This window comes from Gilliamella bombi, assembly GCF_900103255.1.
Classification (GTDB): Bacteria; Pseudomonadota; Gammaproteobacteria; order Enterobacterales; family Orbaceae; genus Gilliamella; species Gilliamella bombi.
Map to the genome: position 1 here is coordinate 20913 of NZ_FMWS01000032.1, position 24119 is coordinate 45031.

The 24119-nt window shown below is 35.2% G+C and carries 20 protein-coding genes and 1 pseudogene; 10 read left to right on the plus strand and 11 right to left on the minus strand.

Going from position 1 to position 24119, the window contains the following annotated elements; genetic code table 11:
• Positions 1-185: 185 nt before the first annotated feature.
• From ftsX to ftsY, 3 genes and pseudogenes are all read right to left on the minus strand, one after another.
• A complete protein-coding gene (ftsX, locus tag B9N71_RS06700) occupies positions 186-1154 on the minus strand; it encodes a permease-like cell division protein FtsX (protein WP_065590255.1) in 969 nt (322 codons plus the stop codon).
• The gene (gene ftsE, locus B9N71_RS06705) at positions 1154-1813 is read right to left on the minus strand and encodes a cell division ATP-binding protein FtsE (RefSeq protein ID WP_034911799.1); all 660 of its coding nucleotides are present in this window, start codon (positions 1811-1813) and stop codon (positions 1154-1156) included. Before ftsE ends, ftsX begins: the two co-directional genes overlap by 1 nt.
• 8 nt (positions 1814-1821) lie before the next feature.
• Positions 1822-2745 (minus strand): annotated as a pseudogene (ftsY, locus tag B9N71_RS06710) (signal recognition particle-docking protein FtsY); the annotation flags it as partial.
• Between the two features lie 580 nt (positions 2746-3325).
• Here ftsY and B9N71_RS06715 point away from each other — a divergent pair.
• Together B9N71_RS06715 and B9N71_RS06720 are read left to right on the plus strand one after the other, a co-directional pair.
• On the plus strand, positions 3326-4507 hold the full coding sequence (locus B9N71_RS06715) for an efflux RND transporter periplasmic adaptor subunit (RefSeq protein WP_085164972.1): 1182 nt from the start codon (positions 3326-3328) through the stop codon (positions 4505-4507).
• Positions 4479-6476, plus strand: a complete 1998-nt coding sequence (locus tag B9N71_RS06720) for a MacB family efflux pump subunit (RefSeq protein WP_244178533.1) — start codon at positions 4479-4481, stop codon at positions 6474-6476. The genes B9N71_RS06715 and B9N71_RS06720 overlap by 29 nt, the downstream gene beginning before the upstream one ends.
• A gap of 103 nt (positions 6477-6579) precedes the next feature.
• Here B9N71_RS06720 and B9N71_RS06725 read toward each other — a convergent pair whose 3' ends face one another.
• Positions 6580-7293: a DsbA family protein gene (locus tag B9N71_RS06725; protein WP_051634209.1), complete on the minus strand. Its 714-nt coding sequence runs from the start codon at positions 7291-7293 to the stop codon at positions 6580-6582.
• Positions 7294-7307: 14 nt separating this feature from the next.
• On the minus strand, positions 7308-7577 hold the full coding sequence (locus B9N71_RS06730; protein WP_034911797.1) for a YihD family protein: 270 nt from the start codon (positions 7575-7577) through the stop codon (positions 7308-7310).
• 144 nt (positions 7578-7721) lie between these two features.
• Between B9N71_RS06730 and mobA the strand changes: the two genes are divergently transcribed.
• Positions 7722-8309: a molybdenum cofactor guanylyltransferase MobA gene (gene mobA, locus B9N71_RS06735; protein ID WP_085164974.1), complete on the plus strand. Its 588-nt coding sequence runs from the start codon at positions 7722-7724 to the stop codon at positions 8307-8309.
• A gap of 544 nt (positions 8310-8853) precedes the next feature.
• Here mobA and B9N71_RS06740 read toward each other — a convergent pair.
• Positions 8854-10419 carry a hypothetical protein gene (locus tag B9N71_RS06740; protein WP_085164976.1) on the minus strand — a complete coding sequence of 522 codons (1566 nt, stop codon included), beginning with the start codon at positions 10417-10419 and terminating at the stop codon, positions 8854-8856.
• A gap of 584 nt (positions 10420-11003) precedes the next feature.
• Between B9N71_RS06740 and mobB the strand changes: the two genes are divergently transcribed.
• Both mobB and mtgA read left to right on the plus strand, forming a co-directional pair.
• Complete coding sequence (gene mobB, locus B9N71_RS06745) at positions 11004-11498, plus strand: molybdopterin-guanine dinucleotide biosynthesis protein B (protein ID WP_085164978.1); 495 nt, start codon at positions 11004-11006, stop codon at positions 11496-11498.
• Between the two features lie 50 nt (positions 11499-11548).
• A complete protein-coding gene (gene mtgA, locus B9N71_RS06750; RefSeq protein WP_065589894.1) occupies positions 11549-12244 on the plus strand; it encodes a monofunctional biosynthetic peptidoglycan transglycosylase in 696 nt (231 codons plus the stop codon).
• 9 nt (positions 12245-12253) lie between these two features.
• Here mtgA and cobB read toward each other — a convergent pair whose 3' ends face one another.
• Positions 12254-12937, minus strand: coding sequence for a Sir2 family NAD+-dependent deacetylase (gene cobB, locus B9N71_RS06755; protein WP_085164980.1), 684 nt, complete (start codon positions 12935-12937; stop codon positions 12254-12256).
• Between the two features lie 218 nt (positions 12938-13155).
• Here cobB and B9N71_RS13515 point away from each other — a divergent pair, with 218 nt between their 5' ends.
• The 3 genes from B9N71_RS13515 (at position 13156) to ppnN (ending at position 16671) form a co-directional block, all read left to right on the plus strand.
• The gene (locus B9N71_RS13515) at positions 13156-13287 is read left to right on the plus strand and encodes a citrate/2-methylcitrate synthase (RefSeq protein WP_208610457.1); all 132 of its coding nucleotides are present in this window, start codon (positions 13156-13158) and stop codon (positions 13285-13287) included.
• Between the two features lie 159 nt (positions 13288-13446).
• Positions 13447-14985, plus strand: a complete 1539-nt coding sequence (gene murJ / locus B9N71_RS06760) for a murein biosynthesis integral membrane protein MurJ (protein ID WP_085164982.1) — start codon at positions 13447-13449, stop codon at positions 14983-14985.
• A gap of 309 nt (positions 14986-15294) precedes the next feature.
• Positions 15295-16671 carry a nucleotide 5'-monophosphate nucleosidase PpnN gene (gene ppnN, locus B9N71_RS06765; RefSeq protein WP_034913512.1) on the plus strand — a complete coding sequence of 459 codons (1377 nt, stop codon included), beginning with the start codon at positions 15295-15297 and terminating at the stop codon, positions 16669-16671.
• Between the two features lie 100 nt (positions 16672-16771).
• Here the strand turns inward: ppnN and radA are convergent, their stop codons facing one another.
• The 4 genes from radA to B9N71_RS06785 all read right to left on the minus strand — a co-directional run bounded on the left by radA (position 16772) and on the right by B9N71_RS06785 (position 21952).
• The gene (radA, locus tag B9N71_RS06770; RefSeq protein ID WP_065626240.1) at positions 16772-18151 is read right to left on the minus strand and encodes a DNA repair protein RadA; all 1380 of its coding nucleotides are present in this window, start codon (positions 18149-18151) and stop codon (positions 16772-16774) included.
• Between the two features lie 9 nt (positions 18152-18160).
• On the minus strand, positions 18161-19135 hold the full coding sequence (gene serB, locus B9N71_RS06775; protein WP_065560868.1) for a phosphoserine phosphatase: 975 nt from the start codon (positions 19133-19135) through the stop codon (positions 18161-18163).
• 146 nt (positions 19136-19281) lie between these two features.
• Positions 19282-20571 carry a 16S rRNA (cytosine(967)-C(5))-methyltransferase RsmB gene (gene rsmB, locus B9N71_RS06780; protein ID WP_085164984.1) on the minus strand — a complete coding sequence of 430 codons (1290 nt, stop codon included), beginning with the start codon at positions 20569-20571 and terminating at the stop codon, positions 19282-19284.
• Positions 20572-20608: 37 nt separating this feature from the next.
• Complete coding sequence (locus B9N71_RS06785; protein ID WP_085164986.1) at positions 20609-21952, minus strand: Na+/H+ antiporter family protein; 1344 nt, start codon at positions 21950-21952, stop codon at positions 20609-20611.
• A 185-nt stretch (positions 21953-22137) separates the two neighbouring features.
• Here B9N71_RS06785 and B9N71_RS06790 point away from each other — a divergent pair, with 185 nt between their 5' ends.
• Positions 22138-23010, plus strand: a complete 873-nt coding sequence (locus B9N71_RS06790) for a shikimate dehydrogenase (protein WP_085164988.1) — start codon at positions 22138-22140, stop codon at positions 23008-23010.
• A gap of 110 nt (positions 23011-23120) precedes the next feature.
• A complete protein-coding gene (gene aroD / locus B9N71_RS06795; RefSeq protein ID WP_085164990.1) occupies positions 23121-23885 on the plus strand; it encodes a type I 3-dehydroquinate dehydratase in 765 nt (254 codons plus the stop codon).
• Positions 23886-24119: the final 234 nt, after the last annotated feature.

Sequence of the window (24119 nt, forward strand, 5' to 3'; positions counted from 1 at the left end):
CTTAAATAATAAATTTCGTTACATTAAATATGTAACAATAAAAACGTTAAACTAGCGTTTATTACAATATTAGACCAATGAATTATAAATTAGTTCACTATTTTAGCTAAAATACTTAAAATGTTTTACTTAATATTAGCCTTTTATTAAATTGATATATATCTTGGCAATTTATAGCAAAATAACTAGACAATTTGTGCTATTTTTAAGTATTTCTTAGTCGCAATCAACGATGAAAGCCACCCAATACTAGCTGTTATAAGGACAATCAATAAACTCTCATCCCATAATAGCCCTTCAATATGGATTATTGTTCCAAATGTATCAGAAACATTCAACATAATTAACTCTATTTGATAAATAAATATTTCCGATAACACTAACGCTATAATAGCGCTAATAAAACTAATAAACATTCCACTATAAAGAAAAGGACGCAAAATAAATCCTTCTGTTGCCCCAATTAATTGCATAACCATAATCGTCTGTTTTCTAGAGAATATATTTAAACGGATGCTATTACCAATCACAAGGGATACAGCTATAATCATAAATATAGAAATAATCCATACGATAGATTTAACCATATCAGTTAGTGCTGTTAAACGAGTAAACCAGCTATCATCTAATTTTATATCATCAATACCATCAATGGTAAGCAATTCTTTTTGTAATCGATGTAATACAGCTGTCTTTTTTGACTCATCTTTAGGAATAACAATTGCTACTGCAGGTAATGGATTTTCATCTAGCAAATCGAGTGCATCACTAAACCCAGACCACGTTTCGAATTCTTCTTTTGTTTCATCTTTGGAAAGATATTCAACCTGATCAACTTCATAATAAGATTTAATTTTAGCAATCAATTCTGTTGTTTGTTCTGATGTTAATTCTTTATTGATATAAACTGTCAAACTGGGAGTTGGATTCCATTGCTGTGCAGTTTGACTAGCGTTTTTCCAAAGTAAATAGCTGATAGTTGGTAAAGTAATTGAAATAGCAATAACAAAAATGGTCAGTAATGAAGCAATAATATGCTGAGAAAAGTCATTAAACGTGTTACGCCAAGCATAACCGATTTGTCTTATCCAGCGAGAGAAAAAGCTATTTTCATTCTTCTTCGATTTACTAGGTTTGATATTAGTTAAGCTCATTAATTTTTAATCTCTAAACGTCCCTGATTTAAATGCAATATTCGATGGTGCTTGCGTCGTATCAGTCCCATATTATGCGTTGCCATCAAAATCGTTACACCAGCTTGATTAAATTCTTCAAAAAGCTTTAAGATATCTTTTGATAGTTTATCATCTAAATTACCTGTGGGTTCATCAGCAAGCAAAACACTAGGACGATTAACAATAGCGCGAGCGATACCTACTCGCTGCTGTTCACCACCAGATAACTGTATTGGATAAAATTCCATCTTATTAAGTAATCCAACTTTATCCAGTGAAGCGGAAACTCTTCTTTTAATTTCTTCAGCTGGTTTACCTAAAATAATTAATGGAATAGCTACATTATCATAAACAGTGTGATCCATCAGTAATTGGTGATCTTGAAAAATCATACCAATTGTGCGACGTAGAAATGGCATCTCTTGGCGTCTTAAACTTGAAACATCAACGCCATTTAACAACACTTTGCCATCATTCGCTCTTTCTAACCCACAAATTAATCGCATTAACGTACTTTTACCAGCCCCTGAGTGTCCAGTTAAAAAAGCCATTTCACCAGGTAATAAAGTGAAGCTAATATTTTGTAGTGCTGGTTTACCGCCAGAATACACTTTACTTACGCGCTGAAATTGAATCATGACACTCTCTAACCATCTGTTTCATCAAACAAAGCATTGATAAAATCATCAGCAACAAAAGGCCTTAAATCTTCAATTTTCTCCCCGACACCAATATAACGAATAGGAATATTAAACTGATCGGCAATACTAAAGATAATTCCCCCTTTTGCAGTACCATCTAATTTAGTTAATGTCATCCCAGTGACACCAACAGCCTCATTAAATAGTTTGGTTTGGCTAACCGCATTTTGACCAGTACCAGCATCAATAGTCAACATAATTTCATGGGGTGCTGTTTCATCGTGTTTCTTAATTACGCGTACTATTTTTTTTAACTCATCCATTAAATGAGATTTATTTTGTAAGCGCCCTGCAGTATCGGCTATTAATATATCTATTTTTTTTGCTTTTGCTGCTTGTATTGCATCATAAATGACAGAAGCGGAATCTGCATTAGTATGCTGAGCAATAACAGGGATATTATTCCGTTCTCCCCAAACTTGTAATTGCTCAACAGCCGCTGCCCGAAAGGTATCACCCGCCGCAAGCATAACCGATTTGCCTTGTTGTTGAAATTGACGAGCCAATTTGCCAATTGTTGTTGTTTTTCCAACACCATTAACACCAACCATCAATATTACAAATGGTTTATGGCTTTCTATATCTAGGGGCTTATCTACTCCATCTAAAATAGATTTCATTTCCTGTTTTAAAAGATCATGTAATGCATCAGCATCTTTTAGCTCTTTTCTCGATGCTTGTTTAGTTAAGGAATCAATAATTTTTTGGGTTGTGTCAAAACCTACATCAGCAATAAGTAACTGCTCTTCTAATTCTTCAAATAAAGCATCATCGATCCTTTTCCCTTTAAATAAACTAAGAAAACCTGAACCAATATTTTGTTTAGTCTTAAAAAGACCTTTTTTTAAACGAGAGAAAAACCCTTCTTTTTTTTGTTCAACCATAAATAATTATCCCATAACATTTTCTAAGATCATTTTATCTTATTTTAGAATAAAGCCCAATGTATTCAATAAAAGAGACCATTCTTGTTCTTTTGTCAGATTTTTTTCTAATTACAAAATGTAGAAAAACACTAGGTTGTTTACACTTCAAGTTAAAATAATCCTATAAAAACTCATAAATTATTTTCCTCGCAATCATTTTATGCAGTTTAGCCATATTATAATAGTTAATAAATCACTTAAAAATTTGTTTTTTATTTTTGAGTTGCTAAATGTTTATTGACAATACCACATCTTCATTTGAGTACGTATCACTCTTTTTACTTTTCCACTTATTTGTGGATAGGTAGGTTTGATCAATTTTACTTTTTTTATTCATGTTTATTACAATAGTTCCTCAAATTACTATAAACAACACGAATAATTTCTATAAATTAGTTTAAAATTTAAAATTTCATAATTATTACAATTTATTAATAATAATTATCAATATCATTTTTGTTATTACGGTAAAATGTTAAAATTATAATAAGAAAATAAAGGGTGAAAAACATTGTTAAAATTAATGAAAATTAAATATTTAGTTATAGCTACCATCTTCTTTACAATTATTTATATTGTATGTTTATTCATATCTCATTCAGAGCCTACAGCTAATTATATTACCTCACCAGTTACCAAAGGTAATATTGAAAAAACCGTACTAGCCGATGGAACAATTAGTGCTTTTAAACAAGTTAGTGTTGGTGCGCAGGTTTCTGGACAAATTAAAAAACTCTATGTTGAGCTGGGTGATGAAGTTAAACAAGGCGATATGATTGCTGAGATTGACGATCTTAAACAAAGCAATGATTTAAAACAATCTGAAGCGTCACTTAATAGTTTAGAGGCACAACGTGAGGCAAAAAAAGCGAGATTAGTTAACAATCAATTAACCTATGATCGCCAGTACAAACTTGTTCATAAAGGCGTTGGCATTCAATCGGATTTAGATGCGGCAAAAGCCGAACTCGATGCAATCAAAGCCGATATTACAGCACTTGATGCTGATATCGTTAAAGCACAAATTGCAGTCGATACCGCCAAAGTTAATTTGGGATATACTAAAATTCGCTCCCCTATCGATGGAGTGATTGTTGCAATTCCAGTCAATGAAGGACAAACTGTTAACTCTGTTCAAAGTGCACCAACCATTGTTAAAGTCGCACAACTTGATAAAATGACCATTGAAGCGCAAATTTCTGAAGCCGATGTGATCAATGTAAAAAAAGGAATGCCTGTTTATTTTACTATTTTAGGTCAACCTAATAGACGCTTTGATGGTTTAACATTACGAGCTATAGAGCCTGCACCAGACTCAATTAATACTGAAACAACCTCGTCAAGCTCATCATCAACAACAAAAAGCGCAATTTATTATAATGGATTATTTGATGTAGATAATCCCGACCATGTGTTAAGAATTTCAATGACAGCGCAAGTTTATATTGTCTTGTCTGAGGCAAAAGATGTACTAACCATTCCATCTCAAGCAATTCAAAAAAAATTGGGCAATAATAAAGCCATTATTTACCTGTTAGATAAACATAATGAGATCGAAGAACATGAAGTTACTTTGGGTATCGATAATAATGTCAATGTTGAGATAAAATCGGGGATTAAAGAGGGTGATATGGTTGTGGTCAGTGGCACTAATGGCGCTTCACTAGGTGGTAATAATGCAAGAGCCCCAAGGATTCGATTCTAATATGGTCAATAATATACCTCTTATTAAGCTTGAGAATATTGTTCGTGAATTTCCAGCAGGCGATTCAACCATACAGGTTCTTAAAAGCATAAATCTAACAATTAATGCTGGTGAAATGGTGGCGATAATTGGCGCATCAGGATCGGGTAAATCCACTTTGATGAATATTTTAGGCTGTTTAGATAAACCGACCTCAGGCACTTATTCTATTGGAGGACGCACAACAAGTGAATTGTCACCTGATGAGTTAGCTCAATTACGCCGTGAGCATTTTGGTTTTATCTTTCAACGTTACCATTTATTAAATGCACTAACCGCACAAGGCAATGTAGAAATCCCTGCTATTTATGCTGGTGTTACCAATGAACAACGTCAAAAAAGAGCGAACGAAATTTTAACACGTTTAGGGCTTGCCGAAAAAATCCACAATAAACCTAACCAGTTATCTGGAGGGCAACAACAGCGGGTCAGTATTGCCAGAGCCTTAATTAACGGTGGACAAATCATTTTAGCTGATGAACCAACGGGAGCACTTGACCGTAAAAGTGGTTTAGAAGTGATGGCTATCTTACAAGAGTTACATCAACAAGGTCACACTGTTATTATTGTTACCCACGATTCAAATATTGCCCAAAGTGCCCAAAGGATTGTTGAAATTAGTGACGGTAATATTATTTCTGATTCTATTAACCCTAATTATCAATCTAAACAAAATGATAATCGGCAAGTTAAGCAAATCGAAGCAACCAGAACCCAAGATAATCTACTAGCAAAATATTACCGTTTTCGAGATGCTTTTAAAATGGCCATGCTATCAATGCTTTCGCAGCGATTACGGACATTTTTAACCATGTTAGGCATAATTATTGGCATTGCCTCGGTAGTCTCTGTTGTTGCATTAGGACAAGGCACAAAGCAGAAAATTTTATCTAACATTAACTCATTAGGAACTAGCACGTTAGAAATCTATGCAGGATCGGGCTTTGGTGATCGTAATGCGGATAAAATTACTACATTACGCTCATCAGACGCAGATTTTTTGGCGCAACAAAACTTTGTCCACAGTACGACTCCTAACCTTGCAACCAGTGTTTATTTCCGAATTAATAATTTAGCAGTAACTGGAACAGTAAATGGTGTAGGGGAGCAATTTTTTGCGGTTCGTGGTTACACTATTTCTCAAGGAAAATCTTTTGATGAAGCAAGTATTATTGCCTCAGCACAAGATGCAGTGATTGATGACAATACTGTTAAACGGTTATTTGCAAATCAAAACCCAATTGGAAAAATTTTAATGGTTGGACAGTTACCAGTAAGAATAATAGGTGTTGCAACTAAACAACAGCAAGGATTTGGTAGCAATGAAAGCCTGAATGTTTGGTTACCTTATACTACCGTGATTAACCGCATGGTAGGTCAAACTTCGTTAAAAAGCATTACAGTACGTGTTAAAGATAATGTTAATTTATCTGTTGCTGAACAAGCTATTAATCGAATTATGTTACAACGGCATGGTACAAAAGATTTTTTCATCTTTAATTCCGATAATATACGAGAAACAATCAACTCATCCGCTTGGGTAATGACGTTATTGGTTTCGGCTATTGCGCTGATTTCACTCGTTGTTGGCGGTATTGGTGTGATGAATATCATGTTAGTATCAGTCACAGAAAGAACTCGAGAAATTGGCGTACGCATGGCCGTTGGTGCTCGATCAAGCGACATATTACAGCAATTTTTAATTGAAGCTGTATTAGTATGTTTAATTGGCGGAACAATAGGTATTGTACTCTCGTTTGCCATTGGCTTTATTTTTAATTCTGTTGTTACATCATTTGCAATGAATTTCTCGGCAATAGCTATTATAGCAGCATTTAGTTTCTCAAGTATAATTGGTATTATTTTTGGTTATTTCCCTGCTAGACGGGCTGCTAAACTCGATCCAATTTATGCTTTAGAGCGAGAGTAACAATTGATATAATAAAAAATCCCATTGCACAAAATGATACAATGGGATTTAAAACGTCAAAAATAAGGGATTAACTTATGTTGTTTCTAAACTTGTTAACCATTTATTTTTTATCAGAATGCGCTTTTTCTTCTATTTTTGCATTAGGATCTAATCCTGCTACAAATGCAGTAACTCTTGCATAATCATTAATAAATGCATCATCACTAGTTACATTAAGTTGATTTGCTATGATAAAAAACTTACGATTAACAATAACCGTAGGGATTGAATCTGGTTTCATCTCTTTAATCGCATCTGCTTGTTGTACCATAAATGATTTAACCAAAAAGCTATCTTTTGTTTTATCATACACTTCATTACTAACACCTAATTTTTCAAAAACAGCTTTAATGTCATCTGCTGTTTTTATCGTTTTATCTTTTTGAACCGCATTATAAAGTGCATCTGAAGCTTTATCTTCTATACCTAGTACATTAGCCACAGCCCATGCTTGCGCAAGATCTTTAGCTAATGGTCCAAAATCTTCTAAATGGTAGCGTTTGAATTTAACACCTTCTGGTAAAGCCTTGCTAATAGTTTGAGGACCTTGATTTTGAATTTCAAATCTAAAACAGCTTGGGCAATTAAACGAAAAGAACTCAATAACTTCTTTATCTGGCGATGGATTAGTTGGTAGCGCAGCATATTGTTTACCTAATTCAATCGGCTCAAATGCATTCGCTGACGTGTCGGCTTTAGTAATAGTTGGGCTTTCATTTGCAAAACAGTTTACAGAAAAAAGCAAAATACTAATTGCGATAAGTGTTTTTTTCATTTTAATGATTCTCCTTATTCTTTTATAATCCCACGAGCTTTTAACAATGCGGTTTTAAAATCTTCTTCATAATCTTTTTTTAGACCCGGAATAACATCATTCTTATCCGAACCTCGCATTTTTAAATGATAAATTAAAACTTCATCACTCAAATCTTTTAATTCACCTTCAAAACCAGCCTCTTGACCTAATTTAGCTAAAAATTGTAATAAATTAAGATCAGAATCCCCTTCCCATGCGGGTTGCAATAATTCCATTACTTCATCAATACGATGACATTTCATAATTGTTACCTTTAGTAAATCTTCAAACCTTTCGAAGATAATGATAATTAAGCAATCATTAAAAATGATACGCTACGACTTGCAATAACATTACTATATAGTAATGTTATTTTGTTTTTTCGCAACGTAAAAGAGAAATAATTTATGAAAAAACCCTCTATTACTGCAATCATTCTAGCTGGAGGTAAAAGTACCCGTATGAATGGCAACGACAAAGGACTATTATTATTACATCAAAAACCACTTTATCAACATGTCATTGATTGCATCAAACCTCACGTTGATGCAATCATGATTAATTGCAATCGTCACACAGAACAATACCAAAAAGCAGGTTATCCTATATTTAGTGATGACCTAGCAGGATTTTGTGGACCATTATCGGGGATTTACAGCGGTTTATTACGCAGCAAAACCGATTGGAACTTATTTGTCAGTTGTGACACGCCTTTTTTGCCAGCTGATTTAATTGACCGTTTAGCTGTTTATACTGCAAATAACAGCGCTATTTATCCACATGATGGACAATACTACCATCCAACCATTCTACTTATTCATAAAACAGTTACTCAACAACTAAAAATCTATTTAGAGCAAGGCGAACGCAAGCTGATGCTGTTTTTAGAACAAATCAGTGCTAAATCGGTTGATTTTAGCGATAAAGCAGTTTGTTTTAGCAATATCAACACGCTAGAGGTGCTTAATTCATTTAATCAGAAAGAAGATAAATAATCATTTATTTTCATAAAAAATATGGTGTTAGCTTTAGGACATTTTGGCTTTTGCGGAATGATTAATATTGCTGATAACATCTAAAACACAAACACACCCAACAGCCAAGTTTGGCGTGCTAGCTTTACTTAGTTATCGGTATATTTTGGCGCTCTGATAAGGCAAGCATATTAATATTGTGATGCTATAGGCGTGTTTTTGCTCTAAAATTGTTCAGGTAGGCTATTGATTTTATTGAACTTTTATTTGCGTTTCTAAATAAAATCAAACACTTATAGGCTAGTTATTTATTACATTGAATTTGACTTTTTAATAAAAGCGCTTTTGTTATTTGATAATAGCTATTATTGGCAACTTGTTAATAACAGCTAGTTAATAACAAAAGCGCAAACTTTAAAATTGTTTCGGTCAGGCGTTGTTTTGGCTTTTAGTCATTAAACTCAGCGCCCCAACTTGCGTTGGAGCTTTATTATTTTTTATATTTTCCTCTCAGGCACCATAATCACCTTCCGCACCTAAAGGATTAAGAAATAAACGCTAAAAATTAAGGTGCAGTACAAATAGTATAGCCACCATCGTAAACAGGATCGAAAGTACCGGTGGCGCCGAAATTCGCGGAAACAACGTTCGAACGTTTACCATCTTTTAATTCACTTGAAAAGTAAGCGTCGTTTACGAATCCCACATCAGCATAGTATTGCATACTGCCCCACTCCGTGAAAAAGCCAGCGCCTATGTTACGCTGGTAATGATTATCTGATGAACTAGGTGCTGCGCCTAAATTATTATAGTTTGAATTGGTTAAATTCCTTACCTGCGGAGGACGATAACCCAAACTATTACACCATGTAGTTTGATTAGAATAGCTAGTTCTTTGACCTCCTCGATTAACGAACCACTGCCTTAATTCAAATCCATACCGAACCTCATTACCACTTCTATCCCTTCCGACTAACTCAAAGGTTTGCGGTAAAGATGGACGTGTTAGTGAACTTGGATTATCTGAATTTATCTGAGTACTATCAGCTTTAGGACCATTCAACGTTACCCTCGTTACGTTCTTGGATTTATCAGTAATCCACTCATCAGCTGGTATAGTATACCCTTTTGGGTCCGTGAATGTCCCTGAAAGTGGCCTTGTCCAACTCACCGTTGCCGTTATATCACCACTACCACCATATGTGGTAACAGACCAACTCAACTGACTTGCATCTACCCCAACTATATCCAAATCAAAATACAATCCATCTGCACCTGTTGTTGGAAAATTTAAACCGTAAGATGATGGATTAGTGGACTGAATTAAAAAACCCTTTGCTGGGTTCCACATACTAGGTGGACCTGCATACTTGCCTGTGCCATAATTTAGATTTGGCCTGACCGCACAAATAACGGGCTGTGACGGTAAAGTGATATAATACTCCGCTGTTCCTCCACTAAAAGTACTACTATTCGGCATGCCATACTGCGTAGTTAAAGTTCCCCCTGAACTATCTAAGGTTACCTTATAAGGTGCATTACATAGACTTAATGTATCACTACGATTAACGGTATTGCCATCTTTATCTTTTATTACTAACGATATACTTCCTGATGCAGTAACTTCACCTGCTCCCTGTCCATCCCCATCATCATCGCCCCATTTACCTTGTGCCACTAAGTCATTTATATTTATTGAGTTGCTTGATGACGGGACTATCATTTCAATATCAGCAAAAGTATCCTCTACATTCGGTAACTTGATTGGCGCTGTCGGTGATGAAGAATTATTTTGCAATGTAAATGTTCGACCATCCGATAACTTAATACTTAATAAGTCATCTGTGGTAGTCAATTTGGTAGTACCGCCATCAAAGGTTAAATAAGGCGCAGTACCGTGAATGCGCTCAGAAGTCGTGGCCGATAATGCCTGCGATTCTAAAGAGTACGGCAATAACAACAACGGCGCTAATGCCAATGGAATTTTTGAAAATAGTTTTGTGGATAATTTCGATAATAATTCGAGAGATAATTTCGATGATATAAATGAGTTTCGAGTAAAAACTTGTCGAATAGGATTATTTGATAAATTTAAGACATAGGTTTGCCTGTGTCTAAAAGGGTACTGCATTTTGTTTCACCTGTCAAGTAATATTTTGTTTTATTTCAATTTTTTATAATTATTCACTTATTTTTCTAAAGCTGTGAAAGTATAGCCGTAAAAAAAATAGTTGGCTAGTTTTTTGGCGGACTTTTTTGTAAAGAAATGTAAATAAATTTAAAGAAACATAAAGATAGAAATGATTCAGTTATAAAAATAGGTGAATTTTTTAACTAAATTATGATGTCAGATTTCAAACATTTTGACCTTTGGTTGAATAATTAATATTGCTAATAACACCTAAAACACAAACACACCCAACAGCCCAGTTTGGCGTACTAACTTTACTTCGTTATCGGCATATTTTGATGCTGTGATAAAGCAAGCATATTAATATTGTGGTGCTATAAGTGTGTTTTTTACTTTAAAATCGTTCAGGTAGACTATTGATTTTATTGAAGTTTTGTTTCCAATCAAATCAAACGGTTATAGTTGACTGTGGTGTTGTTTGAGTTGTGATTTTAGCGGCTTTTGCATTGGTTTTATCTCTTTCGAGGTAGAAAATAGTGTATATTAGGTTTAAATTGATTATAACCATTTTGAACCAAGAAATAATGAATATAAAAAAAACGCTCGCTATTTGTGGTTACAGTGGTAGTGGTAAAACTACCTTGTTGGCAAAGGTTATTCCGCTACTTGTTGAGCAGGGCTTTAAGGTGGCGACTTTAAAACATACGCATCACGATGTTGAATTTGATATTCCAGGAAAAGATAGCTATAAATTGCGTAAAGCTGGATCGTTACAAACAATTGTGGCTTGTGATAACCGTTACGCTTTAATTTGTGAAACACCCAATAAACCTGCCGATTTGCAGACTTTAATTAATCAATTTTCTGATGTTGATATTATTTTAGTTGAGGGCTTTAAAGATGAGCAAATTCCTAAAATTATTTGTCACCGAAGCTCCGTTAAAAAACCGTTTTTTATTGATGATTTTACTTTGGCTATTGCTAGTGATGAGCCGTTAGATGCTTTTTTACCCATTTTGGATATAAACAACCCACTTCAACTTATTGAATTTATAAAAAGTTATTTATTTAATCAATAATATATCGTATCTTATTTGCTAATTTTTTACGTTATTTTATCTAAATCAGCATGAGGCTTTTATTCAGGAAATTTTTAAATATAACTAAAAAAGCGATAATTGGATTTATGCTATTATCTATTTTTTCGACCTTAGTAATGCGTTGGGTGAATCCACCTTTCGGTTCTATGCTAATGATAGAACGTAAGATAATGCATTGGAATACACCACAGCAACGAATCTGGAAAGATTTGGACGAAATTTCAGATAATATAAAAATTGCGGTAATCGCTTCAGAAGATCAAAATTTTCCTGTGCACTGGGGATTTGATTTTAACGCTATCCGCCTAGCGCTAAATCATAATCAAAATAGCAAAAATATTAAAGGTGCTAGCACAATTACTCAGCAAGTCGCTAAAAATATCTTTTTATGGCCAACTCGTAGTTGGATTCGCAAAGGAATGGAGTCTTGGTTTACATTATGGATAGAACTTTTTTGGTCAAAAGAGCGTATTCTTGAGGTCTATTTAAACTGTGCAGAATGGGGAGAAGGTATTTTTGGCATTGAAGCGGCTTCTCAGTATTATTTTAATGTAAGTGCCAATCAATTAACGTCACAACAAGCAAGTTTACTTGCGGCAGTATTACCTAATCCTAGACGCTGGAGCCCAATTAAACCAAGTGAACGAGTAAAAAAGAGAACCAAATGGATTCATGCCCAAATGAGTAATTTAGGCAACAAAAATTATCTTAAACAACTAAAGTAGCAATTTGCTTTAGATGAATTTTTTGATAAATTCAGGAACAATTTTACTTGCTGGTCCGTAAATTTTGGTTTGAAACAGACTTTCACCTAAGCTGGGCTCTAAATTAAGTTCAACCGTTTTAGCACTTGTTTGGTTAGCGATTTGTACAAAACCAGCAGCAGGATAGACATTACCTGATGTGCCAATGGATATAAAACAATCAGCTTGCGAAAGTGCATCATAAATTTGTTCCATTTGTAGCGGAATTTCACCAAACCAGACTATATGTGGGCGAATGAATTTGTTTTGTTGATAATCCACATCGTTAAAGCAATCAATTATCTGTCCTGTTTTTTCATTACGCACTTTTAATAATTCACCATGCATGTGAATAATATTTTTAGATCCAGCTTGTTCATGTAAGTTATCCACATTTTGTGTCACAATTAAGAGGTTATCACTACCTAATTTCTGTTCTAATTCAGCTAGCGCAAAGTGGGCTGCATTAGGCTTAACATCTGGATTTTGTAATTTACGGCGTAACATATTATAAAAATCATGTACCGCTGTTGGGTTGCGTATATAGCCTTCGTAAGTTGCTACATCATTAACATCATAACCTTCCCATAATCCATTTTGGGCACGAAAGGTTGATAAACCCGATTCAGCCGAAATACCGGCACCGGTTAGAATAACTATTTTTGGTATCTTCATAATTGGTATATGCTCTTTTTTCAGATTTTCGCCAAAACAAATATTAAGCAGTATTCACCTTATATAACTTAATTTCATTTTTGTGTGACAATATTCAACCATTGGCGGAATGTCGATGAACTTGATTATAATAGATTTCAATATATTCAAATAGCGCTTTATTTGCTTATTCTCGTTTGTGTCAATGTTGATTTCTATTCCGGCTTTGTGTTTATGACATGATTAGCTTATCAAAAGATGATTATACGACATTATTTGTAATGTCTTGTATTATTGGGTGGTGTGCTCATTGGATTGAAGAACTCAATTTTGATGATTGTCAGTTATTCGCCATGCCTATAAAGATATAGTTGAATTCGTGCTGTTTACACCTTAAGAAGATCACCAGTATTTGCTGGCGGCATGTATAAAATTAAGTTTATTAAAAAAGCATGGTTATTTAAAGTAATAGTTTGTAGACTATGCTTCATTATCAGTTTTAGGCTGTATACTTTGTATATAATTTGAATATGAATCTTTTAAAATCTTTAGCTACTGTCAGCTCAATGACGATGGTGTCTCGTGTATTAGGTTTTGTGCGTGATGCCATTATTGCACGTTTTTTTGGCGCAGGTATGGCCACCGACGCATTTTTTGTTGCTTTTAAACTTCCTAATTTACTCCGCCGTATTTTTGCAGAAGGCGCTTTTTCACAAGCGTTTGTACCAATTTTAGCTGAATATAAAAATCAACAAGGAACTGAGGCAACTCGCACATTTATTGCTTATATTGCTGGATTATTAACTTTAGTCTTGGCGTTGGTCACGCTAATTGGAGTTATCACTGCGCCTTTTATCATTATGCTAACTGCGCCTGGATTTATGCAAGAATCAACTGAAAAATTTGAACTTGCAACTACCATGCTACGCATAACCTTTCCTTATATCTTTTTTATATCGTTGGCATCACTTGTTGGAGCCATCCTTAATACATGGAATCGGTTTTCTGTCCCTGCTTTTGTTCCAACACTACTCAATGTGAGTATGATTGTATTTACCCTATTTTTAACGCCTTACTTTAATCCACCAGTATTGGCACTTGCTGTATCTGTTGGTGTTGGTGGGATTTTACAATTGCTTTACCAGCTACCTTATTTAAAGAAAATTGGCATGCTAGTATTACCGCGTATTAGCTTAAAAGATAGCGGTGTTTGGCGGGTTTTAAAACAAATGGGACCAGCAATTTTAGGGGTGTCTGTAGGGCAAATATCTTTAATTATTAATACTATTTTTGCTTCATTTCTAGTTTCAGGCTCGGTTTCGTGGATGTATTATGCTGATCGCTTAATGGAGTTTCCTGCTGGAGTGCTTGGTGTAGCATTAGGCACCATTTTATTGCCATCATTAGCAAAAAGCTTTTCTAAAGGTGATCATAAACAATATTGTGAATTGTTAGATTGGGGGTTACGCCTTTGTTTTTTATTGGCTCTACCGAGTACAATTGCATTAGGGGTTATTTCTCGCCCACTTATATCAACGCTATTTGAATATGGACAATTTACCTTAAATGATACTTTAATGACCCAGCGAGCTTTAGTTGCTTATTCTATAGGTCTACTTGGGTTGATTTTGATTAAAGTGCTAGCTCCAGCCTTTTATTCACGTCAGGATATTAAAACACCAGTTAAAATTGCAATTATTACATTAATTTTAACACAGCTAATGAATCTTGCTTTTATTGGTCCATTACAACATGCTGGTCTTTCGCTATCAATTGGCTTAGCCGCTTGCTTTAATGCTGGATTATTATATTGGCAGTTGCGTAAAAAACAGCTTTATCAACCCCAACCTGGTTGGCGTTGCTTTTTGAGTAAAATCGTCATTGCGGTAATTCTAATGTCTGCAATATTGTGGTTCGGTTCACAGTTATTACCTGATTGGTCAACTGGTTCAATGTTGATTCGTATCGGGCGATTATTTTTATTGGTTATTGTGGGTATTTTAGTCTATTTTGCATCATTGATTGCCATGGGATTTAAGATAAAACACTTTATTAAACGAATTGATTAATAATAAGCATTGGATAAAGATAAATTGACTTTTTGTCAAAAAGTTTCAGGTTACTATGTGTTTTAGTAAAAAATTAATAAAGATATAAGATAAAAGTCTCTTTCTTTACTCTATTCATTATAGGTAGTCTAATTTAATCTACTCATAGTTTAGTGGTAAAGACTTTAGTGAGTTTAATTCTATTTGGATTTTGTTGTATCACTTTAAACTGTTAATCTGTTATCAAGAAGATTTATCAACTTTACCTATTCAGTCAGTTTAAGTATATAATAGTCGCCTTGCTGATAAAATAGTCAAATGGAGGTTGTAATGATCACCCATATTAGCCCATTAGGATCAATGGATCTACTTGCTCAGGCAGAAGTCGATATTCTGAAAAAATCTGCCAATAGCGAACTTTATAAATTATATAGAAATTGTTCGTTAGCAACACTAAATGCAGGTAGTAAAACCGATAATACGAAAGATCTATTAGATAGATTCCAGTCTTTCGAAATTAATGTGATTAGTAAAGAGCGAGGCGTCAAGTTGGAGTTGGTTAATGCTCCAGAAAGCGCTTTTGTTGATGGTCGAATTATTCGTTCAATTCAAGCTAATTTGTTTGCAGTGTTACGCGATATCCTTTTTTTGAATAGTCAAATCAGTGCAGTTAAAGAGCTTATTTCCGATTTCAAATTTGAAAGGGATCATTCGTTTTATATTACAAACCTTGTTTTTTCTATTTTACGCAATGCCAATGCGCTCCATGTGGGTGAAGAGCCAAATTTGGTTGTCTGCTGGGGTGGACATTCGATTAACGAAAATGAATACTATTATGCCCGTCAAGTAGGTATGCAACTTGGTTTGCGTGAACTTAATATTTGTACTGGTTGTGGTCCAGGTGTTATGGAAGCACCAATGAAAGGAGCTGCCGTTGGTCATGCGCAACAGCGTTATAAAGAAAGCCGTTTTATTGGTATGACCGAACCGTCAATTATTGCAGCAGAACCGCCTAATGCATTAGTCAATGAATTGATTATTATGCCCGATATCGAAAAACGCCTTGAAGCGTTTGTGCGAATGGCTCATGGCATTATTATCTTCCCTGGTGGACCAGGCACCGCTGAGGAGTTGCTTTATATTCTGGGTATTTTATTAAACCCTGCAAATAAACACCAAACCCTACCTCTTATTCTGACTGGACCTAAAGAATGCGAAGATTATTTTGCTTCAATAGATAATTTTATTCGTAGCACATTAGGCGATGAGGCCACTAAACTTTATCAAATTATTATCGATTCACCTGAACAAGTAGCTCGTATTATGAAAGAGGGTGTTAAGCATGTTAAAGCTTCACGCTTAAAAACAGGCGATGCTTATGGGTTTAATTGGCTATTAAAAATTGATGAATCGTTACAACATACTTTCGAACCTACTCACGCTAATATGGCCTCATTAAATCTTCATCGTGAGCAACCTGTCGAGCTGTTAGCCGCTGATTTGCGTCGTGCGTTTTCTGGTATTGTTGCAGGAAATGTTAAAGAATTTGGTATGAAGCAAATTGCCGAAAATGGTCGATACAAATTACAAGGTGATATTGAAATTATGCAGCAACTTGATAATTTATTGCGTAGTTTTGTTAAACAAAACCGAATGAAATTGCCAGGAGGAAGCGCTTATCAACCTTGTTATGAAATTTGTTATTAAACAATAATATTAACCCATTTAATAGAAATTGAATCCAACTTTAATCCGCCGATAATCTTATTGGCGGATTAATTTTAACTATTACTATTTTATCTGGTTTTTAAAAATCACCTAAAATATCTAGTGCTTCTGACACTTTTTTAACTGCAAAAATCTGCATATTTTCGGGCTTCTTCTTCGGCATATTGGCAATAGGTACAATTGCTTTTTTAAAACCATGTTTAGCCGCTTCAGAGATTCGTTCTTGTCCGCTTGGTACTGGTCGAATTTCGCCACCAAGACCAATTTCACCAAAAATAACGATATCTTGTGGCAACGGGCGATTGCGAAAACTTGATACAAGTGCTGCAATCAATGCCAAATCCGCACTTGTTTCGGTAACTTTTACACCACCAACAACGTTAACAAAAATATCTTGATCGGCCATTTGCAATCCCCCGTGCCTATGCAATACTGCAAGCAATAATGCAAGCCGATTTTGATCTAATCCTACAGTCACACGTCTTGGATTACCATACATCGAGTGATCGACTAGTGCTTGGATTTCAACCAGTAATGGGCGAGTACCTTCCCACAATACCATTACCGAACTACCCGGTAGCATTTCATCTCCACGGCTTAAAAAGATTGCTGATGGGTTGCTAACCTCTTTTAAACCTTGTTCTGTCATAGCAAATACACCCAGCTCATTTACTGCTCCAAAACGGTTTTTATGACTGCGTAGAGTTCTAAAACGAGAATCAGCATCACCATCTAATAAAATTGAACAGTCAATACAGTGCTCAAGTACTTTTGGGCCAGCAAGAGAGCCATCTTTAGTAACATGCCCCACCATAATAATAGCAATGCCTTTTGTTTTAGCAAAACGAGTTAAATAAGCCGCTGTTTCGCGTACTTGTGCAACACTACCAGGCGAAGATTGGATATCAGTAAGGTGCATCACTTGGATAGAGTCAATCACCATTAATTTAGGCTGGGACTGATCAGCCAATAAACAGATTTGCTCAATACTGGTTTCGGACAACATATTAATATTATCCGCAGGTAACCCTAATCGATGGGCACGCATTGCAACTTGTTGGAGGGATTCCTCACCTGTAACATAAAGTGTATTCATTTGTGATGAGAGTTTACTCATGGTTTGCAGTAACAACGTACTTTTACCTGCTCCGGGATTCCCTCCTATGAGAATGGCACTCCCCGGTACGACACCACCACCAAGCACACGATCAAATTCTGAAAAACCAGTTGAAAATCTTGGCAGTGCCTCTAAACTGATCTCGGACAATTTTTGAATTTTAGCTTGCCCAATCCCGCTACCTGCATAACCCGTTAATCTGTCGTTACGTGAAGAGGTGCTTGCAAGCCTAACTTCGGTAATGGTGTTCCAAGCATGGCATGAGCTACATTGCCCTTGCCAACGTGGGTAATCTGCTCCACAATCATTACAAACATAAGCACGTTTTACTGCTTTTGCCAATTTAATCTCCTAACCTTCACTTAATAAACTAGTGGATAAAATACACCATAAACCTGTTAAATCTGCATAATTAATACTAATTCGTGCTTTTTCGACAACTTTAGGTTTACCATGATAAGCAACACCTAGACCAGCAATACGAATCATCATCAAATCATTGGCTCCATCACCAATTGCGACAGTTTGTTCAATGGGAATTTCCAACGATGCTGCTAGTTGTTGTAATGTCCTTGCTTTATATTTTGCATCAACAATTTGACCAGAAACTTTACCAGTTAATTTTCCATGTTTGATTTCTAATTCATTAGCATAAACGTCAACTAATTTTAACTTTTGCTTTAAATGATCCGCAAAATAGGTAAAACCGCCTGAGGCAATAGCTACATGCCAATTTTTTTTATGCAGTTCTTTTACTAAATAAGTAAGCCCAGGAGTAAGTGGTAAATTATCTTTAACTTGATCTAAAATAGCTTGATGCGCCCCTTTTAAGGTTGCCACACGTTTTCGCAAACTTGTGGCAAAATCAAGTTCACCACGCATAGCTTGTTCAGTTACCGCTGCAACTTGCTGCCCTACACCATGCAATTTGGCCAGTTCATCAATACATTCAATGCCAATCGCTGTCGAATCCATGTCCATAACAAGTAACCCCGGGGAGCGTAGCGTGGGTAAATTATCGATTGGGGCAACATCAATACCTAATGCTAATGATATCGATTTAGCTTTTTTAGGTATCACCCCTGCAATACGAACAATCTGATAAGTTTTGATTTTCCATGATGAAACAATCACCATTGGCATAGCAAGTTGATCTTGGAACTTTGATAAGACTGTTTTATTTAACTTTTTACCATAAATAATCCAGCCTGTTTTACCTGCATTATAATCTAAAGGAACCACTTCACAGCCATTTAATGACAGCGGTAAACCTTGCCAATGTTGGATATTTTCAGGTAAATCATTGTAGGTGAGAGTATAAGCCATATCTGAACATCTTTATAAGATAAAACAAGCCCAAAATTTATCACAACTACTAAAGATTGTCCAAATTAGGATTGTGTGATTTTTTTAGTTTTTTATACTTAAACACATAGTTACCTGAAACTTTTTAACAAAAATAAAAGGGAAAATTATACTTTCTTTAATACTGCATAAAAGAAACCATCACCACCATTTTCAGTAGGTAAAAATTGTTTAATTTCACCTTGTAATTTGGCACTGGTGTTTTCATGCAAAAAACGCTCAATTTGTAATTTATTTTCGTCTGGTAGGATTGAACAAGTAGCATAAACCAAAGTACCACCAGTTTTTAAATAAACCCAGATTTTAGTTAAAATGGCGTATTGTAATTCGGTCAACTGCATGATATCACTATCTCGGCGTAACCATTTTATATCTGGATGACGGCGGATAACGCCTGTTGCTGAGCAAGGCGCATCAAGTAAAATGCGATCAAATTGTTGCCCTTCACACCATAGTTCTGGGGTTAATCCATCACCAACTTTAACTTCGGCATGTAAGTTTAATCGAGTTAAATTTTCGTGAATGCGCTTCACTCGGCTAGGCTCAATATCCACCGCTAAAACTTGTGCTTTTGGAGCAACTTCTAAAATATGTGTGGTTTTACCACCAGGTGCTGCGCACATATCCAAAATGAGCTCGCCATTTTGCGGTGCTAACAAATAAGCGGCATATTGAGCAGACAGATCTTGTACCGTGACAGCACCCTCATCAAAATAGGGTAATTTATTTACATTGACAGGCGACAATAATCGCAGAGCACTAGGTAACTCTGGAAAGCTATCAGATTCAATTTGTCGTTCAGCAAGTAGTTGTTGGTAATCACTTACTGAATATTGGTTAAGATTAACTCGCAACCACATTGGTGGCTTTTGATTATTAGCATGAACAATAGCTTGCCACTGCTCTGGATAGGCCTGCTTAAGGCGTGTTAATAACCAACTTGGGTGTAATGTCTGCTGGTTTTGTTGCTTGCTGTCTTGCATAAATTGTTGCTGTAATGATGTTTGTTGGCGCAAAAACTCACGCAATACACCATTTACAACCCCTTTAAGCTGTGTTTTTTTGAGAGTATTGACCGCATTAACTGTCTCACCAACTGCAGCATGTGCAGGAATACGGGTATAAAGAATCTGGTAAATACCCACTAACAATAGGTCATGTAAAATTCTATTTTTACCCGTTAACACTTTACTCATCAAGGTATGAATATAAAAGTTGAGTTCTGGTAATACTCGCATCACACCAAAACAGATTTCTTGTACTAACGCCTTATCTTTATCGGCTATTTTGTGGTTTAAAGTTGTCAATGTAGCGCCTAATGACTGTCCTTCTTCTAGCACATTAAAAATAGCTTGCGCACAAATAGCTCTAATATTTTGGGATGATTTTTTATTCATAATGAATAACGACCTTAATTCATTTAATTGGATTAACTTATAAAATTAACGAGCCAACCCAACCAGCAATAAATAATGGAATATTAAAATGGGTAAATGTTGGAATAACACTATCACGAATATGATCATGTTGCCCATCACTATTTAGCCCAGAAGAGGTCGCTAAAATAGTATCTGATGGTGGCGATCCCGCATCACCAATTGCACCTGATGCACCAATTAAGCATACGGTGGCAATTGGTGAAAAACCGAGTTGTACACAAAGTGGGACATATACTGCAGCAATGATAGGAACTGTCGAAAATGAAGATCCAATACCTAATGTAATAACCAGCCCAATTAGCATCATCACAAAAGCGGCAATCACTTTATTACCAGCAAATAATGCTGCACTGTTGTTAACCAAAGGTTCTATTTCATGAGTCTGTTTTAACACTTCGGCAAAACCTTGCGCTGAAATCATTACAAACCCAATCATAGCCATCATTTTGATGCCGTCCGTAAAAACGCCATCAGCTTCGCCCCATTTAATCGAACCCGACACAATAAAGCAAATAAAACCAATTAAGGCACCTAAAATCATTGAACCAGTATAAAGTTGAACAGTAAAAGATAGAATAATCGCCAATAATGAAACAATAAGAGAGCGCTTACTCACATCTTTTAAAGCATCTTGATTTGCCTCTCCACGAATAATTTTATATTCTCTAGGCTTACGATAACTAACAAAAATAGCCCATAATAGACCAGCAAACATGCCTAATGCAGGAATTGCCATTGCATGCATTACATTTACATGGCTAACATCCATTCCTGATGCGGTAATATTTTTTAATAAAATTTGATTTAAAAAGATATTCCCAAATCCTACTGGTAAAAACATATAAGGCGTAATTAATCCAAATGTCATAATACAAGCAATCATTCTTCTATCAAGCTGTAAGCGGGACATCACGTATAAAAGCGGTGGAATTAAAAGCGGAATAAAAGCAATATGAATAGGAATAACATTTTGCGATGAAATACTTACTAACCCAATAATAACAATCAAAATCCACTTGATACGTTTTTTGGCATCGCTTGATGTAAGTTGCTTAATAGCTTTATCAGCCAATAATTCGGGTAAGCCAGATTTTGATATTGCCACTGCAAACGCACCTAACATAGCATAAGAAAGTGCAATATTAGCTCCATTGCTGATCCCAGTATTAAATGCATCAATGGTTTCTTTTAACGATAAATGGCTAAATAGTCCACCAACAAATGCGCCAATTATTAAGCTAATAACGACATGAACACGGCAAAGAGATAAAATTAACATGCAAATTACCGCAACTACAACCGCATTTATTGAAGAAAACAAATCAAGCACTGTATTCATAAAATAAATTCTTATTTAAGAAGAAAACTTATTATTTTAGGCGATAGATGTTGAAAGTGCAATCGATAGTGTATACTCACTCTTTCATCTATATATAAATATATATAAAATTAAAAATATGTTAATAAAAAATTCTAAAAATAGAACCCTTAACTAAACTGTAGGGCTATTGTGGAGAGTTGTTAATGAGAAATAATATCGACGGACATTTTTTATTGATTGGTTTAATGGCTTACCCTATTCGCCATAGCTTATCCCCTCAAATGCAAAATACCATTTATTCTAAATTAAAGATACCTTATGTTTATTTAGCATTTGAAGTTGACCAAAAAAAACTCCCTGACGCAATTAAAGGAATTCGAGCATTAGGATTACGCGGCAGTGCCGTGTCCATGCCCAACAAGCAACTAGTCTGCCAATACCTTGATAAGTTAACACCTGCTGTGGAAATGAGTGGTGCGTGTAATACTATTTCAAACGATAATGGTGTTTTAACAGGCTATAACACAGATGGAATGGGCTACATGCGCATGCTCAAAGAAGCCAACATTGATGTGATAGGCAAAAAAATAACCATCCTAGGCGCTGGAGGGGCTGCAACAGCCATTGTTGTGCAAGCTGCTCTTGATGGCGTAAAAGAGATCACTGTCTTTAATCAAAAGGATGAGTGCTATACAAAAATAGAGGCCATTGCAAAAAAATTAAATCAAAATACTCAATGTCATGTACGCGTTATCGATCTGGCCGATAAAGATAAGCTACGCAAAGAAATTTCAGATAGTGTTGTACTTTGCAATGCTACAGGTGTAGGAATGAAACCATTAGAAGGAAAAAGCTTAATTACAGATCCAACAATGTTCCCCCCCGATCTTGTTGTTACAGATTGTATTTATAGTCCGCGTAAAACAAAACTACTTGAAATAGCTGAGCAACAAGGTTGTAAAATATTAAATGGTATTGGCATGATGTTATGGCAAGGTGCAGCTCAAATAAAAATTTGGACAGGTGAAGATGCCCCTATTGAATATGTGAAAGAGCAAATGGGTTTTAATGATTAATAAATAATTTCTTATGCTAATGACTTCATTCTACTGTTTTATTTAATACAAAATTAAAACCAGATAAAATTATGGTCTATTAACGGAATTTTTAGCTAACAGGATACAAAATGAAAACACTTACCATCAAAAAACTTGAAATCGGTTCAGGCGCACCCAAAATTATTGTGCCAATTATCGGTAAAACTGAGGCAGAATTAATTGATGAAGTACAGTTTTTACAATCAATTGATTTTGACGTTTTAGAGTGGCGTGTTGATCACTTTATCCACGTTGATAATCTTAATACTGTAAAGTTAGTCGCTAAAAAAATAGCAGATTTACTACCAAATAAACCTATTTTATTCACTTTTAGAACCGCAAACGAAGGTGGAGCTAAGCCATGGCCATTAACATCTTATATCCAATTGAATAAAGAAATGGCTTGTAGTGGGCTTATCGATCTGATTGATGTTGAGATGTTTATTGGTGATGACTATGTAAAAGATATTATCGATGTCGCACACAAACATCAGATATTTGTTGTGGTATCAAATCATGATTTTGAAAAAACGCCATCTAAGAGCGATATTGTCTATCGACTAAAAAAAATGCAAGAACTTGGCGCAGACATTCCCAAAATTGCAGTTATGCCCAACACCGAGGATGATGTATTAACCTTACTAGCTGCCACCACAGAAATGAACAAAAAACACTCAACCACGCCGATTATTACCATGTCAATGGCTGGGCTTGGAACTGTTAGTCGTATTTCTGGTTCGACATTTGGTTCAGCAATGACTTTTGGAGCGGCTAAGAATGCATCGGCACCAGGTCAATTAGATGTTAAACAATTACGATATATTTTAGACGCATTATACCAAAGTCGTAGTTAATTCAACTGAAACTATTTTATTAATCAATTAGCTAAAGAAAGCAAAAAACAGAGAGAGCCATGTAGTTGATATCAATAAACCTTTATATTAGACTTGGATATTGTTATATAAGTTGTTTTTATCAGCTAATTACATGGACTAAAGATTGTGCAAATTTACTAACAGATAAGCAGTAAGAAGTATATACTGCATTAACTATTAAATGCTTTTGCAGACTAAAAACAAAACTGCTTT